This is a genomic window from Kitasatospora sp. NPDC001603 (assembly GCF_040298365.1).
Taxonomy (GTDB): Bacteria; Actinomycetota; Actinomycetes; order Streptomycetales; family Streptomycetaceae; genus Kitasatospora.
In genome coordinates, this window is the sequence record NZ_JBEPAA010000003.1 from 1 (window position 1) to 14,358 (window position 14,358).

The 14,358-nt window shown below is 77.5% G+C and carries 12 protein-coding genes; 7 read left to right on the forward strand and 5 right to left on the reverse strand.

Going from position 1 to position 14,358, the window contains the following annotated elements; genetic code table 11:
• Nucleotides 1-455 precede the first annotated feature (455 nt).
• The gene (locus ABT263_RS02915) at nucleotides 456-1,553 is read left to right on the forward strand and encodes an alcohol dehydrogenase catalytic domain-containing protein (RefSeq protein WP_352286904.1); all 1,098 of its coding nucleotides are present in this window, start codon (nucleotides 456-458) and stop codon (nucleotides 1,551-1,553) included.
• A 111-nt stretch (nucleotides 1,554-1,664) separates the two neighbouring features.
• Here ABT263_RS02915 and ABT263_RS02920 read toward each other — a convergent pair whose 3' ends face one another.
• The 3 genes from ABT263_RS02920 to ABT263_RS02930 all read right to left on the reverse strand — a co-directional run bounded on the left by ABT263_RS02920 (nucleotide 1,665) and on the right by ABT263_RS02930 (nucleotide 7,233).
• Nucleotides 1,665-1,844 carry a hypothetical protein gene (locus ABT263_RS02920; protein ID WP_329487407.1) on the reverse strand — a complete coding sequence of 60 codons (180 nt, stop codon included), beginning with the start codon at nucleotides 1,842-1,844 and terminating at the stop codon, nucleotides 1,665-1,667.
• Nucleotides 1,845-2,029: 185 nt separating this feature from the next.
• Nucleotides 2,030-4,033 carry a S9 family peptidase gene (locus ABT263_RS02925; protein ID WP_352286906.1) on the reverse strand — a complete coding sequence of 668 codons (2,004 nt, stop codon included), beginning with the start codon at nucleotides 4,031-4,033 and terminating at the stop codon, nucleotides 2,030-2,032.
• Nucleotides 4,030-7,233 (reverse strand): class III lanthionine synthetase LanKC N-terminal domain-containing protein, encoded by a 3,204-nt coding sequence (locus tag ABT263_RS02930; RefSeq protein ID WP_352286908.1) that lies wholly within the window; start codon nucleotides 7,231-7,233, stop codon nucleotides 4,030-4,032. Before ABT263_RS02930 ends, ABT263_RS02925 begins: the two co-directional genes overlap by 4 nt.
• Before the next feature lie 529 nt (nucleotides 7,234-7,762).
• Here ABT263_RS02930 and ABT263_RS02935 point away from each other — a divergent pair.
• Genes ABT263_RS02935 through ABT263_RS02945 form a run of 3 tightly spaced genes read left to right on the forward strand, consistent with a single transcriptional unit; the run spans nucleotide 7,763 to nucleotide 10,519 of the window.
• A complete protein-coding gene (locus tag ABT263_RS02935; RefSeq protein WP_329487404.1) occupies nucleotides 7,763-8,599 on the forward strand; it encodes a Nif3-like dinuclear metal center hexameric protein in 837 nt (278 codons plus the stop codon).
• 23 nt (nucleotides 8,600-8,622) lie between these two features.
• The gene (locus ABT263_RS02940; protein WP_329487403.1) at nucleotides 8,623-9,366 is read left to right on the forward strand and encodes a zinc ribbon domain-containing protein; all 744 of its coding nucleotides are present in this window, start codon (nucleotides 8,623-8,625) and stop codon (nucleotides 9,364-9,366) included.
• Nucleotides 9,367-9,370: 4 nt separating this feature from the next.
• Nucleotides 9,371-10,519 (forward strand): bifunctional RNase H/acid phosphatase, encoded by a 1,149-nt coding sequence (locus ABT263_RS02945; protein ID WP_352286910.1) that lies wholly within the window; start codon nucleotides 9,371-9,373, stop codon nucleotides 10,517-10,519.
• Between the two features lie 52 nt (nucleotides 10,520-10,571).
• Here the strand turns inward: ABT263_RS02945 and yaaA are convergent, their stop codons facing one another.
• Both yaaA and ABT263_RS02955 read right to left on the reverse strand, forming a co-directional pair.
• The gene (yaaA, locus tag ABT263_RS02950; RefSeq protein WP_352286912.1) at nucleotides 10,572-11,357 is read right to left on the reverse strand and encodes a peroxide stress protein YaaA; all 786 of its coding nucleotides are present in this window, start codon (nucleotides 11,355-11,357) and stop codon (nucleotides 10,572-10,574) included.
• A gap of 75 nt (nucleotides 11,358-11,432) precedes the next feature.
• Nucleotides 11,433-11,879, reverse strand: a complete 447-nt coding sequence (locus ABT263_RS02955) for a DUF3995 domain-containing protein (RefSeq protein ID WP_352286914.1) — start codon at nucleotides 11,877-11,879, stop codon at nucleotides 11,433-11,435.
• 115 nt (nucleotides 11,880-11,994) lie between these two features.
• On the opposite strand from ABT263_RS02955, the gene ABT263_RS02960 reads away from it, so the two are divergent.
• The 3 genes from ABT263_RS02960 (at nucleotide 11,995) to ABT263_RS02970 (ending at nucleotide 14,278) form a co-directional block, all read left to right on the forward strand.
• Nucleotides 11,995-12,330, forward strand: a complete 336-nt coding sequence (locus ABT263_RS02960; RefSeq protein WP_352286915.1) for a hypothetical protein — start codon at nucleotides 11,995-11,997, stop codon at nucleotides 12,328-12,330.
• Entirely contained in the window at nucleotides 12,327-12,722 is a 396-nt protein-coding gene (locus tag ABT263_RS02965; protein WP_352286918.1) for a type II toxin-antitoxin system death-on-curing family toxin, read from the forward strand. Before ABT263_RS02960 ends, ABT263_RS02965 begins: the two co-directional genes overlap by 4 nt.
• A 101-nt stretch (nucleotides 12,723-12,823) precedes the next feature.
• Nucleotides 12,824-14,278: an RNB domain-containing ribonuclease gene (locus ABT263_RS02970; protein WP_352286921.1), complete on the forward strand. Its 1,455-nt coding sequence runs from the start codon at nucleotides 12,824-12,826 to the stop codon at nucleotides 14,276-14,278.
• Nucleotides 14,279-14,358 lie beyond the last annotated feature (80 nt).

A 14,358-nucleotide genomic window follows, 5' to 3' on the forward strand; every position in this document is an offset into this window, starting at 1 on the left:
GTCGGCCCCGGGGTCACCGAGTACCCCGTCGACATCGCCGACGACGAGTCGCTCGACTTCCACCTCTGTGTCGGACTACGGCCCCGGCCGCGACGGCCCGGCGGGTGGCGGCGGGCGCTTCCGCCGGCTCGGGGGACAGGTTCCATTCGCACTGCGGGCACCAGACGGCGAACCGGGGGTCGGCGTCGACGGGGGCGGCGCAGCGCGGGCAGTCCTGCGGTGCGGCGCCGGTGGCGGCGGGTGCGTCCGGGGCGGTGGCGGTGGGCGCGGCCCCGGTGGGCGTGGGTCTGACGGGTGTGGACACGGCGGGTGATCATGCCAGGGGCGCGGCGCCGGAGGCCAACCGTGTCGCGGCCGGTAGTCGCGGGCCGAATGGAACGTGTTCTACTCCGCCCGGGCGCGTCGTGCCAGAATCGGCCCCGACCACCGACCGAGGCGAACCGGGAGCAAGCTCCATGCGCGCAGCCATCCTGCACAAGACCGGCCAGGACACGCTCGACGTCCGCGACGACGTGGTCGCGACCGGCTTCGGCCCCGGCAAGGTGAGGGTCCGCCTGCGGGCCGCCAGCCTCTGCCACTCGGACCTGTCGGCGATGAGCGGCGTCCTGCCGCAGCCCGCGCCGTTCGTTCCCGGCCACGAGGGCGCCGGCGACGTGGTGGAGGTCGGCGAGGGCGTGGCCGACGTCCGGGTCGGCGACCGCGTGGTGCTCTGCTGGATGGCGCCCTGCGGCCGCTGCGCCCACTGCGAGCGCGGGCGGGGCCACCTGTGCGTCGCGAGCCTGCGCCGGCTCGGCGCGCCGGGTTTCCGGTTCGGCGGCGACGACGTCTCGGGGGCGCCGGTGGAGGCCTCCGGCTTCTACGGCACCGGCGCGTTCGCCGAGGAGGTGGTGGTCGACCGCGACGCCGTCATCACCGTCCCCGCCGACCTGCCCTACGAACTGGCCGCGCTGATCGGCTGCGGGGTGACCACCGGCATCGGCGCCGCCGTGCACACCGCCCGGGTCGAGCCCGGGGCCTCCGTCGCGGTGATCGGCGCGGGCGGCGTCGGGATCGCCACCGTGCAGGGCGCCCGGGTCTGCGGCGCCGGCCGGATCGCCGTGGTGGACCCGGTCGCCTCGCGCCGGGAGCGGGCGCTGGCCTTCGGCGCCACGGAGGCGCTGGCACCCGAGGAGCTGAAGGCCGCCGCGAAGGCCCTGCCGGGCGGCGGGTTCGACTACGTCTTCGAGGCGGTCGGCCGCTCGGCCACCGTCCGGGCCGGGTACGACGCGGCGCGGCGCGGGGGCGCGGTCGTGGTGATCGGCGCCGGCGCGCAGGACGACCGCGCGCAGTTCACCATGGGCGAGCTCTTCTTCAACGAGAAGCGGCTGCTGCCCTCGCTGTACGGCGGTGCCTCCGTGCCGCGCACCATGGCGTTGGTGGTGGAGCTGTGGCGGGCCGGGCGGATCGACCTCGCGGGCATGGTCACGCACCGGGTCCCGCTGGCGGACGTCAACGAGGCCGTCGCGCAGATGCGGGGCGGCGAGGCGCTGCGCACGGTCGTCACGCTGGACTGAGCGGCGCGGGCGTCGGCGGGCGGAGCCGGGACCGCCCGGGAGGCCGCCGTGACGCGACAGGACCCGCCGGCGCACGCGGCGGGCCCTGTCACGAAGGACGGCGGGGCCGCGTCAGCCCCGCGCGGCGCCCAGGCCGAGGCGGTGGCGGCCGTGCGGATCGGCCTCGGGCCTGTCGTCGGGGGCGGAGGGGCCCCGGTGGCGACCGTGCGACGCGCTGTCCTCGGCCGTGGTCCCGTCGGCGTCGGTCCCGGTGATCGCGGGTCCGGTGGTGTCGGTGAGGGTGTCGGACATCAAAATCGTCTTCCGTGCGAGGGGCGGGTGGTTCGGCGCCGGCTGGCACCGCGGACGCGGTCGGGCGCGTGACCGGGCGCCTGGACCGCGCCAGGGCCGGTGATCACGGCCCGCGCCCCGGCCACCCTAACGGCCGGAACGGCGGGATCCTATCGAGATCACGAGGGGCCCGTGAGATCTGGCCGCTAGCCCGGCCGACCGGTGCGCAGGAAGCCGGCCAGCAGCTCGTGCAGCACGGCCGCGCCCTCCTCGGCCAGCACCTCGTGTCCGGCCCCGGCCGCCTCGACGTACCGGAAGTCGGCGCCCTCGGTACGTCCGATCCGCAGCAACTCGTGGCGCAGCGCGCGGGACTGGCTCACCGGGACGACCTCGTCCCGGTCGCCGTGCACCATCAGCAGGGGCGCGCGGAGCCGGTGCGCGAGCTGGAGGACGTCGCGCGGGCCGCGGGCGTCGGCGATCGACTCGCCGCCGCCCAGCCGGGTGGTCAACGCCCTGACCGGGGTGGCCGCTTCGGCCAGCAGTCGGGCGCCGGACAGGAACGGTGCGACCACCGCGCAGCGCGCGACCTGCTCGGCGGGCGCGTGCGCGGCCGCCAGCAGGGCGAGGAACGCGCCGTAGCTGACGCCGAACAGGGCCGGTGGCTCCAGGCCGAGGGCGGCGCGCTGGCCCGCGATGCCGTCCAGCAGGTACAGGACGTCGTCGAGGTCCGGCCCGCCCCAGGCGCCGCGGATGGCCAGCGCGTGCGCCACCCCGTAGCCGGTGGAGCCGCGCTGGTTCGGCGCGATCACGGCCAGGCCGCCGGCCGCCATCCGCTGCAGGGCGGGGTCGAACTCCAGCCGCCAGGCGTCGGCCGGGCCGCCGTGCAGGGCGAGGACCAGGTGCGGGCTGCTCAGCCAGGCGTCCCCGCCGTACACCACGGCCTCCAGCGGACCGGCCGGTCCGGCCAGTTCGATGCTCTGCGCGGAGTGCCAGCGCCCGCCGTCGCCCGGCGGGGTGCTGCCGTCCAGCTGCCAGCCGGCGGGCGAGCCGCGGGAGGCCCGCGATCCGCCGGGCTGCCACGGCAGGGCGGCGTCCCGCCAGGGGCCGGACAGACCGGAGCCGAGCGGCGCCAACTGCAGGGGCAGCGGCACCGGTCCGGGCGCCGCCGCGGTCGGACCGTGCGCCAGCAGCGTGTCCACGTCCAGGGTGGCCAGGGCGGCCGGGTGTTCGGGCGAGGAGTACGGCATGCGCAGCCCCGCGTCCGACCAGTGCCCGACCGCGCCGAGCCGCCCGGGTGGCACCGGCAGCGGGTCCAGCCGCCCGGCGGCGGGCCGCCACACGGCCAGCGCGGAGCCGGCGCCGTGGTCGATCTGGACGACCACCCGGGCCCCGTCCGGGGTGGTGCGCAGCGCCACCGGCCGCAGGAACATGCCCGCCACGTCCAGGCATTCGGGGAACCGCAGCGGCTCGCCGCCGCCGAGCAGGCCCCAGCCCAGCCGGTCGGTCCCGGGGGCGTCGCTGCGCACCATCGCGAAGCGGGTCTCCGGGTCGTACAGGACCAGCCGGTCGTTGCTGCGCTCGCCGATCTCCAGCAGCGGGGTGACCGTGCCGGTGCGCAGGTCCAGCACGACGGTGCGCACGACGCCCGCGTCGACTCGGTCGAGCGCCAGCAGGGCTCCGGTGCGGTCCAGCCAGACGCCGCCGCCGTGCGGGCCGGGGATCTCGGCGACCTGCCGGGGCTCGCCGCCGTCGGCGTACACCAGCCAGACCGTGGTGCCGGGCCGGGTGTCGGTGCCGAGCGCCAGCGCGACCGGGATGCGGGTGCCGTCGGGCGGTGTCGCCGCGGGGAGCGGCAGCAGCCGCATCCCGGGCCGCCTGAGGGTGGCCAACGGCCTTTCCACGGTGACCGGTTCGCTGCCCGGCGCGGCGGCGGAGAGCGTCACCAGGTCGTGCCGCTCGCCGTCGTGCCGGCAGACCAGCACCGAACCGTCCGGCAGGGCGACCAGCTGGCAGCGCAGGCTCTCGGCGCGGTTGCCGGGCAGGGTCAGGGCGGTCGGTGCGGCCGGACCGGAGGCCGGCAGGGACCAGCTCTCGGCGTACCAGCCGCCGTCGGCCGCGGAGGCCAGGCAGGCGGCGTGGCTGCCATCGGTGGCGAAGGTGAAGCTGAGGCGGCGCAGGGCCTGCGTCGCGGAGCGGACGGCCACGTTCACGAGGTGCTCACCCCGTCGGATCCGGGGGGCGGTCCGCCGGCCCGGGTGGGCGGCACCGGGTCCACCCAGAGCCGGGGGCCGCCGTGCCGCAGGCGCAGCAGGAAGGCCAGCGCGCCCGCCGTCCCGGTGCCGTACGCGGCCGCGCAGCCGGTGCCGGTCTCGTCGGGCAGCACCAGCAGCCCGTCGCGGAGCGCCGATCTGGCGGCGATCAGCTGGGCCAACTCCTCCGCCCCTGAGCGGAATTCCGGCTCGCCGGTGGCCGCGGCCAGGTCCAGCAGGTACTCGCCGTTGCCGGCCAGGCCGTGGCAGGCGCTGACGCCGCAGTGCCAGCGCCCGGCCAGCACGGCCCGGCCGGCGGCGAGCGCGAGTTCGTGCGCGGTCTCGTCACCGGTGGCCTGCCAGAGCCGGAGCAGGAACGTCCCCGCGCCGGAGGATCCGCTGCACCAGTGCGCCAGCCGGACGTGCTCCGGGTCGCCCGCGCCCTGTGGCCACCAGGCCGTCGGGCGGGTGTCGGCCCGGTCACCGCTCCCGGCCGCCGCCGCCTCGCCGTACCACCCGTCGTTCGGTCCGTCGAACGGCCCGCGGTGCTGTCCGCCGTACTGTCCGCCGTGCTCCCGGCGGACGGTGGCGGCGAGCGTGCGCCCGGCCTCGGCCGCGCCGTCGAGCAGAGCCCGGTCGCCGGTGGCCCCGGCGGCGGCCAGCAGGAAGGCGCCGACGCCCGCGACCCCGTGGGCGAACCCGAGGTGGGTGATCCCGGCGAGCGCCGAGTCGAACTCCTTCGGCACCGGCCAGACCACCCCCTCCGGCGTGGGCCGGGCGGCGGCCAGCAGGCCGTGCCCGCAGCGGGCGGCCCGGGCGAGGAACCCCCCGGCCGCCCCGGGTGCGGCCGTCCGGGGGTCGGCGGCGAAGCGCAGCTGGAGGAAGCCCGCGCCGGCCGCGCCGTGGCAGACGTCCGGGTTCGGCCACTCGACGGCTATCCGGCGGGCGAGCCCGGCGGCGCGTCCGGCGAGGGCGTCGTCGGCCAGCGCCTCGGCGGCGTCCAGCAGGGCCCAGGCGGCGCCCGAGCGCCCGAAGTGCAGACCCGGCAGCACGACCGGCTCGGCGGCGCACCGGCGCTCGATCCACTCGACGGCCGTCCGCGCCGTCCGGCGGGACTCCTCGCGGACCTCCGCGGGCAGGCCGTCCGCCACGGCGGCCCGGGCGAGCAGGGCGAGGACGCCGGCGGCGCCGTGCTGCACGTTGCACGGGTCGGACCACTGCCCGGCGGGTACGGCGGGCCAGAGCCGGTCCCGCCGCAGCGGGGTGGCGGTGAGGGCGAGGTGGCGCAGCCCGTCGTGCAGCACCCGGTCGACCAGGGCGGTGGGGCCGGTGCGGCCGTCCGCCGGGCCGTCCGCCGGGCGGTCCACCGCGTCGTCCGCGGATGCTGCGGCGCCCCGGTCCGCCGGCGCGTCGGCCGCACCCGTCACGTCGCCCGCGCCCGCCGGTCCCGCAGCGGCCGTGCTCCCCGCGCCCGGGTCGTCCGGGGCGCCCGTCAGGGCGTACCGCACCCGGGAGAGGCTCCAGCGCCGCTCCGGCTCCTGCGCCCGCAGCCCGAGCACCACCGGCGCGAGCCGCCGCGCGGTGGCGCCCGAGCGGGCGGCGAGGGCCAGCCAGCGGCCGAGACGGTCGGCGACCGGCCGGGCCCGCGGCAGGTCCTCGGGCAGCAGCGGGTCGTGACCGGTGGCGAGCAGGAAGAACAGCCCGCCGAGCGCGTACAGGTCGACCGCCGGCTCGGCCACGCAGGTGCCCTCCCGGAGGGTGCGGCCGGCGCCCCGGGCGTCCCTGCCGAGCGAGTCCCTGCCGAGCGAGTCCCGTCGCGACCGGCCCGCGCCCGCCGGGTCGAAGGAGTCCGGGACCAGGGCGAGGCGCCCCGGCCCCTGTTCGGGGGCCCGGTAGCCGGGGGTGCCGGCCGAGCCCGCCGCCCGGCCCGACTCGGTCGCGAGCTCCAGGTCGACCAGCCGCAGCGACCCGTCCGGCCGTACCAGCACGTTGCCGGGGGAGAGGTCGCGCAGGACCAGTCCCAGCCCGTGCACCCGCTCGACCAGGTCGAGCAGGGCGTGCGCCAGCGGTCCGGCCTCGGCCCAGTCCACGTCGGGGCTGCCGTCCCGGCGCAGCCGGGCCGCCACCCAGCTGCCGAGCGGCTGCCCGGTGATGCGTTCCTGCACCAGGAACAGCGAGTCGTCCTGCTCGATCAGCTCGACCGGTCGCGGCGCCAGGCCCTGCCCCTCCAGCCGCGTCAGCAGCGCGGCCTCGTGCCGCAGCGCCGCCCGGGCGTCGGTGCCGGCCCGGTCCACCTCGATGTGCGCGCGGGCCTGCTTGACCACCACCTCGGCGCCGCCGTCGGTGTCCCGGCCCAGGAAGACGCCGCCCTTGGCGCTGTGCCGGATCGCCCCGGTGACGGCGTACCGTCCGGCCAGCAGCACCCCGCCGGTGCCGCGCCGGGGCGCCGCCGGCCGGGTCGCCCCGGGTCCGCGCCCCGGCGCCGTGCCGTCCCGCGGGGGAGCCGCCGGCCCCTCGGCCAGCGGGTCGCGCGCCCACGGCGGGCAGCGGTACGAGGCTCCGCGCACGTCCTCGACCCGCTCGCCGCCCGGCCCGCGCAGCATCGACCGGTAGCCGCCGTCGTTCCCCAGCTCGGCGCGGGCCGCGAAGGCGCCGTAGCGGTAGTGCACCCGGCTGCCCGGCCGGTAGGGGCGGTCGGAGAGCACCACCGGCCCGGGCAGGCCGTCGGTGGCCCGGTGCAGCGCGGCGGCCAGCCGCCGGAACTGCTCCGCGTCCGCCGGATAGACGGTGATGAACTTGCCCGCCGAACCCCGGTCGCCGTTGCGCGAGTTGATCTCGTGCAGCTGCTCCGGTCCGGCGGCGAACTTGAAGGTGCACGGGTCACCGGCCAGTACCCCGGTGACGGCGGTCAGGACGGCGCGGCCGACCGCCGACGCCGCGCTGACATGGATCTTCCAGCCCTCGTCGGCCAGTTCCGCCGCGGCCGGCCCGGCCGTGCACCAGAAGCCCTCGACGGTGACCTCCCAGTCCCCGTCGCCTCCCCGGCCCCCGGCGCCGGCCAGTGCCGCCCGCGCCACCTCCGGCCACCCGCCGGCCGCGTCCGGCCGGTGGCCCGCCGATCCGTTCCCCCCGGCCGTACGCAGCGATGTGCCCGCCCCCATCCGCATTCACATCCCTTCGTCTCGGCCGGCGCCCGCCGGTGCCCACTGCTCCGGCACCGCGCGACGCACGCCGGCGGCCTGATCGGTTTCTCGGAAGTACGGGAGCGCGGCCCTGCCGCGTCCGCCGCGGGCCGGTCCGACCTGGCCAGCATCCCGGCCGAGTGCCTTCCGGCTCCCTGGCCGAGGCAACTCCCGTTCGCAGAAGTGAAGTTACTTTCGGTTTCCGGACGGGCTCAACGCGTAGCGGGTCACTTCACTCGTAAGGGTGATCTGGGCGTGGTTTCGAATATGTGCGAGCCGGCCGATGTGTGCGGTGCCCCCGCGTGGCCGGGCGGCCACGGCGCCCGGACGGCCCGTGTCCCGGCCCGCGACCGCGCCCGCGGGCGCCCCGAGCGCTCCGAACGCGCCCCCCGACGGCGCCCCGGCGGCCGCTCGAACGCCGGGAACCGCAGGTTGACGCCGGGCCGCGGACCCCCGGGCCGGGCCCCGGGCGGCCCGGGCGCCCCCGCGCGCACGGTAGTCTCGACAGGTGCCGAAACTGTCCGACGTCATCACCGCGCTCGAAGAGATCTATCCGCCGCAGTGGGCGGAGTCCTGGGACGCCGTCGGCCTGGTCTGCGGAGACCCTCGGGCCGAGGTCCGCCGCGTGCTCTTCGCCGTCGACCCCGTGCAGACGGTGGTCGACGAGGCCGTCGAGTGGGGCGCCGACCTGGTGGTCACGCACCATCCCCTCTACCTGCGCGGCACCACCGGCGTCGCGGCCACCACGCCCAAGGGCCGGGTGGTGCACACGCTGATCCGCGCCGGCATCGCCCTGCACGTGGCGCACACCAACGCCGACCACGCCGACCCGGGCGTCTCGGACGCGCTGGCCGAGGCCGTCGGCCTGCGCGTCACCGGCCCGCTGGTGCCGGACCCGACGGACCCGCTGGGCCGGCGCGGCAGCGGGCGGATCGGCCTGCTGGAGCCGCCGCTGACCCTCGCCGCGTTCGCCGCCAAGGTCGCCGGGGGCCTGCCGGCCACCGCCGCCGGCGTCCGCGTCTGCGGTGACCCGGACCGCCTGATCGGCCGGGTCGCGGTGTGCGGCGGCGCCGGCGACAGCTTCCTCGCGCAGGCGCGCGAGGCCGGTGTCGACGCGTACGTCACCGCCGACCTGCGCCACCACCCGGCGTCCGAGGCCGCCGAGGCGGCGCCGGTCGCACTGGTCGACGCCGCGCACTGGGCCACCGAGTGGCCCTGGCTCACCCTGGCCGAGCGGGCGCTGCACGGCGCCGCCGAGCAGCGGGGCTGGGCCGTGGAGACGAAGGTCTCCCACCGGGTCACCGACCCGTGGACCGCGCACGCCCCCATGTCCTTCACCGCCTGACCCGATTCACAGGAGCTCTCCGCTTGAACGCCGCGCCCGCCGACCAGATCCGCCTGCTCGACCTCCAGGCCATCGACTCGAAGCTCGACCAGCTGGCCCACCGGCGTCGCAGCCTGCCCGAGCACGCCGAGATCGACAAGGCCACCGCCGACCACACCGCGCTCAAGGACCTCGTGGTGGCCGCCCAGGCCCAGCAGGGCGACACCACCCGCGAGCTGACCAAGGCCGAGCAGGACGTCGAGCAGGTCCGCAGCCGCTCCGCCCGCAACCAGCAGCGCCTGGACTCCGGCGCTATCACCTCGCCGAAGGACCTGGAGAACCTCCAGCACGAGATCGGCTCGCTCGCCAAGCGCCAGGGGGACCTGGAGGACGTCGTCCTGGAGATCATGGAGCGCCTGGAGTCCGCCCAGACCCGGGTCACCGAGCTGACCGCGCGCCTGGAGCACTCCACCGTCGTGCTGACCGAGGCCGAGGCCCGCCGGGACGCCGCCTTCGCCGAGATCGACGCCGAGGCCGACAAGGTCAAGCGCGACCGCGAGGCCGTCGTCGCTGTCGTCCCGGCCGACCTGCTGAAGCTCTACACCCGGCTGCGCGAGCAGCAGGGCGGCGTCGGCGCGGCCCGTCTCTACCAGCGCCGCTGCGAGGGCTGCCGGGTCGAGTTCGCCGTCTCCGACCTGAACGCCATCAAGGCCGAGCCCAAGGACGCGGTCGTCCGCTGCGACAACTGCGGCCGCATCCTGGTGCGCACCGCCGATTCGGGCATCTGAGCCGATGGCGGGGCGCAGGTTCGTCGTCGAGGCCGACGGAGGCTCCCGGGGCAACCCGGGGCCGGCCGGCTACGGCGCGGTGGTCCGGGACGGCGACACCGGCCTGATCATCGCCGAGGCTGCCGGGTTCATCGGCCACGCGACCAACAACGTGGCCGAGTACAAGGGCCTGATCGCCGGTCTGAAGGCGGCCCGGGAGCTGGACCCGGACGCCTCGGTGGACGTCCGGATGGACTCCAAGCTGGTGGTCGAGCAGATGTCCGGGCGCTGGAAGATCAAGCACCCCGACATGCAGCCGCTCGCCGCCGAGGCCCGGGCGGTGCTGCCGCGCGGCCAGGTCAAGTACACCTGGATCCCGCGCGAGCGGAACAAGGACGCCGACCGGCTGGCCAACGAGGCGATGGACGCGGGCAAGGCCGGCCGGCAGTGGGAGCCCAGGGCGGCCGGGGCCGAGCGGCCCGCCGTCGCCGACGAGCCCCCGCTGGAGACCGCCGCGCCCAAGGCCGGCTGGGCGGCCGCCGCCGACCTCGGCACGCCGACCACCTTCGTCCTGCTGCGCCACGGCGAGACCCACCTCACCCCGGAGAAGCGCTTCTCCGGCAGCGGCGGCAGCGATCCGGAGCTCTCCGAGAAGGGCCGTTGGCAGGCCGAGCGGGCGGCCGAGGCGCTGGCCTCCCGCGGTTCGGTCCAGGCCGTGGTCAGCTCGCCGATGCTCCGCACCCGGCAGACCGCCGAGACCGTCGCCGCCCGCCTCGGCCTGGAGGTCCGCTACGAGGACGGCCTGCGCGAGGTGGACTTCGGCGCCTGGGAGGGGCTCACCTTCGCCGAGGTGCAGGAACGCCACCCGGAGGACCTCAACGCCTGGCTCGGCTCGGCGAAGGCCAAGCCGACCGGCGGCGGCGAGAGCTTCACCGCGCTCACCCACCGGATCGGCGTCGCCCGGGACAAGATCCTGGCCCGCCACCACGGCCGGACCGTCCTGGTGGTGTCGCACGTCAGCCCGATCAAGACCCTGGTGCGGCTGGCGCTCGGCGCCCCGCCGGACTCGCTCTACCGGATGGAGCTGTCCGCCGCCTCGCTCTGCGCCGTCCAGTACTACGCGGACGGCAACGCCTCGGTGCGGCTGCTCAACGACACCGGGCACCTGCGCTGACGCCCCGGCGGCGGGCCCACCGGAGCCCGCCGCCGGCGCCGTTCGGCGCGGCTCAGTGCACCTCGGTGACCACCACGTCCAGCTGCCAGGGCTTGCGGGCGGTGCCCTCGGCCGCGACCTCCACCCGGTGCCCCAGTCCGAGCAGCGCGTCCACCAGTTCGCCGGGCGTCTTCGGCTCGGCCCCCGCCACCAGCAGGTCACGGACCAGCCGGCCCTTGGTGGCCTTGTTGAAGTGGCTCACCACCGACCGCTTGCCGTCGCGCTCCTGGAGCACCCGCACGGTGGCCGTCCGGGTCACCAGCTCACCGGCCGGCTTCCACGCCGCCGCGTACGCGGAACTGCGCAGGTCCAGCACCAGGCCGTCGGCCACCTCCGGCAGCACGGACGCCGTCGCGGCGCGCCAGTACGGGCCGAGGGCGCCCGGGCCGGGCAGCTTCACACCCATCGAGCAGCGGTAGGGCGGGATCCGGTCCCCGATCCGGACGGCGCCCCAGAGGCCGGAGAAGACCAGCAGCGAGCGCGCGGCCCGGTCGTACGCGGCCTCGTCCAGGGTGGCCAGACCGAGGTTGTCGAAGAGCACGCCGGTGTACACCTCGCCGGCGGGCCGCGCACCGGCCGTCGGCAGCCCCGCGTTCCGGGCCACCTCGCCGCGCAGCCCGGGGCTCAGGCCGAGCACCCCGGCGGCGGCCTCCTCGTCCCCCCGGCAGAGGCCGACCAGGGCCTCCAGCACCCGCGCCCGCGCCGCCGTCAGCCCGGGCAGCGACAGCGCGTCGAGCGCCACCGGAACGCCGTCCCCGGACGCGGCCTTGCCCTCCGAGGGCGGCAACAGCACCAGCACAGCGGACTCCTCAACATTTTGTGGCGGGCGAACCCCGCCACCCTACGCAAGCCGGCCCGGCCGCGGGTAACCCCACTACCGCCCGGGCCGCGGGGGCGCCGCCGCGACCAGCGCCGCCCCGGCGCCGAGCGCCAGGCAGAGCGGGGAGTAGTAGCGCGCGTTCAGCCGCCTGAAGCGCTCCGTCCGTTCGTTCAGCACGCCGAAGACCAGCGGCCCGGCCGCCCCGCGCGCCAGCAGGACCCCCGCGACCGTCCGGACGCCGGCCCGGCGCACCCCGCGCGGCCCGACCGCCGGCAGCGCCCCGGCCTCCGCGCCGACCAGGTAGGCCGCCGTGCCCAGCAGCCCCGCCACCGCCAGGCAGGCCGCCGCCGGCGGTACGCCCTCGCCGGTGCCGATCACGGTGTCCGCGAACTCCTGCCGCGACCGCGCCGGCCACGGCGTCACCGTCCAGAGCGCGTGCAGCGCCCCCGTCACCGCCAGCCCCCCGGCCACCGCCGCCCCCGTCACCCGTACCGCGTCCATCCGCCGAGCCCCCTTCCGCGTCCGATCGATGGGGCCACCCTACGAGCGCTCACGGAGAACCCGTTGGGCCGCCGCCCGGCTGCGGCATACGGTGGCACCGAAGGAGAGTGACGAGATGACCATGCGCCCCCTGGACCTGGTGCCCGGCGACGACGACGCGGTGGAGGAGTCCCTGCCGGTCCGGCTGCCCGCGGACCTGCCGCCGCGGACCCGGCAGGCCCTGGAGTTCGCGCTCCGGGCGGCGGCCCAGGCGGTGCTGGCCGGCCGGGTGCGCGTGACCGGGGCGTCCGGCCCGGACCGCGCGGAGCTGGCCTTCGACGTGCGGCAGTCCGAGCTGCCCGAGGCGCTGGCCGAGCGGCCGGCCGCCGGCAGGGAGGAGCGCCGGGCCGCCATGGTCGCCCGGATCCGCGCGGCCAACGCGGAGACGCTCGAGCGGCTGAAGGACCTGTGACCGGGCAGCGGCCCGGCGACGACGTCGAGTACCTCGACCTGGCGGACGTCAGCTACCTCGCCGGCGGCCCGGAGAACATCCGCGACGAGGGCGCGCTGCTCTCGGCCCTCGGCCGCCCGCGGGCGACCGTGTTCGGCGCGGACGCCTACCCCGACCTCTGGACCAAGGCGGCCGCGCTCGGCCAGAGCCTCGCCCGCAACCACCCGCTCATCGACCGGAACAAGCGCACCGCCTTCGAGGCGATGCTGCTCTTCCTCGACTACAACGCCGAGCCCTACACCGACCCGCACCCGGACGACGCCGTCGCCTTCGTGCTCCGCCTGGCCACCGGCGGCTACGACGACGCGGTGGCCCTCGCCGCCAAGGACCTCAGGGCGCTGCTCGGCCGCTGAGCGGGGCGGGCCCGGCCGGCCCGGCGGCCCGGGCGCGGACGTCGGCGCGCCCTGCGGCCGACGTCCGACCGGAATCACCCGATTCGCCCTACGCTGCCTGCATGCCACGCCGAAAACTGCGCGTCAAAGCCGCCGACTCGGCCCGGATCAACGCCGAACTGGCCGAGCTGCGCGCCCGCCTGGAGATCCGTACCGAGTGGCCGGAGGCCGTGCTCGCGGAGGCCGAGCGGGCCGCCGAGTCGCCGCGGCTGCCGGAGTACGACGCGACCGACCTCCCGCTCTTCACCGTCGACCCGCCCGGCTCCCGCGACCTCGACCAGGCCATGCACCTGACCCACCGGCCCGGCGGCGGCTACCGGGTGCACTACGCGATCGCCGACGTCGCCGCCTTCGTCCGCCCCGGCGGCGCGATCGACGCCGAGGCCCGCCGCCGCGTCCAGACCCTCTACTTCCCCGACCACCGCGTCCCGCTGCACCCGGCCCGGCTCAGCGAGGACGCCGCCAGCCTGCTGCCCGGCGAGACCCGCCCGGCCCTGCTCTGGCAGCTCGACCTGGACACCGACGGCGCCGTCGTCCTCGCCGACCTGCGCCGCGCGCTGGTCCGCTCGCACCGCCGGCTCGACTACGACGACGTCCAGCGGGCCGTGGACGCCGGCGGCGCCGACGAGCAGCTCGCCCTGCTCGCCGCCGTCGGGCGGCTCCGCGAGGAGCAGGAGCGGGCCCGCGGCGGGATCAGCCTGCCCGTCCCCGAGCAGGAGATCGAGGAGACCCTGCACGGGTACGTCCTCGGCTACCGCGCGCTCGGTCCCGCCGACGGCTGGAACGCCCAGATCTCCCTGCTCACCGGGACCGCCGCGGCGGACCTGATGCTGGACGCCGGCGTCGGCCTGCTGCGCACCCTGCCCGCCGCGCCCGCCGCCGCGTACGAGCGGCTGCGCCGCACCGCCCGCGCGCTCGACATCACCTGGCCGGACGACCTCCCCTACCCCGACCTCGTCCGCTCGCTCGACCCCGGGGCCCCGCTGCACGCGGCCTTCCTCAACGAGTGCACCGGACTGCTGCGCGGGGCCGGCTACCGGGCCTTCGACGAGGCCCGGGGCCTGCCCGCCCCGGCCGACCCGGTGCACGCCGCGCTGGCCGCCCCGTACGCGCACTGCACCGCGCCGCTGCGCCGGCTCGGCGACCGCTTCGCCCAGGAGGTCTGCGCGGCCGTGGCCGCCGGCGAGGAGGTGCCGGACTGGGTCCGGGAGGCACTGCCCGGCGTCCCCGCCCTGATGGCGGCCGGGGACCGCCGCTCGGCCGAGGTCGAACGGGCCTGCGTGGACCTGGTCGAGGCGGAGCTGCTGGCCGGCCGGGAGGGCGAGGACTTCCCCGCGGTGGTCATCGACGTGGACGAGCAGCGGCCCGCGCGCGGCACCGTCCAGCTGCGCGACCCCGCCGTCCGGGCGCGCTGCGAGGCGGCGGGCGGGGCGGTGCTCCCGCTCGGCGGCCGGATCGTCGCCCGCCTGACGCAGGCCGACCCGGCCACCCGCACCGTCCGCTTCGCCGCGCTCTGAGGCGTTCTGACGCGCGTTCCGACGCCCCCCGCCCCGGACCCTCCGCGCCCGGGCCTCCCGCCCGGACCGCCCGGCCCGTC

Coding starts and splice junctions, on each gene's coding strand:
- ABT263_RS02915 (WP_352286904.1), top strand. CDS start 456: ATGCGCGCAGCCATCCTGCACAAGACCGGCCAGGACACGCTCGACGTC.
- ABT263_RS02920 (WP_329487407.1), bottom strand. CDS start 1,844: ATGTCCGACACCCTCACCGACACCACCGGACCCGCGATCACCGGGACC.
- ABT263_RS02930 (WP_352286908.1), bottom strand. CDS start 7,233: ATGGGGGCGGGCACATCGCTGCGTACGGCCGGGGGGAACGGATCGGCG.
- ABT263_RS02945 (WP_352286910.1), top strand. CDS start 9,371: ATGGCGGGGCGCAGGTTCGTCGTCGAGGCCGACGGAGGCTCCCGGGGC.
- ABT263_RS02955 (WP_352286914.1), bottom strand. CDS start 11,879: ATGGACGCGGTACGGGTGACGGGGGCGGCGGTGGCCGGGGGGCTGGCG.
- ABT263_RS02960 (WP_352286915.1), top strand. CDS start 11,995: ATGACCATGCGCCCCCTGGACCTGGTGCCCGGCGACGACGACGCGGTG.
- ABT263_RS02970 (WP_352286921.1), top strand. CDS start 12,824: ATGCCACGCCGAAAACTGCGCGTCAAAGCCGCCGACTCGGCCCGGATC.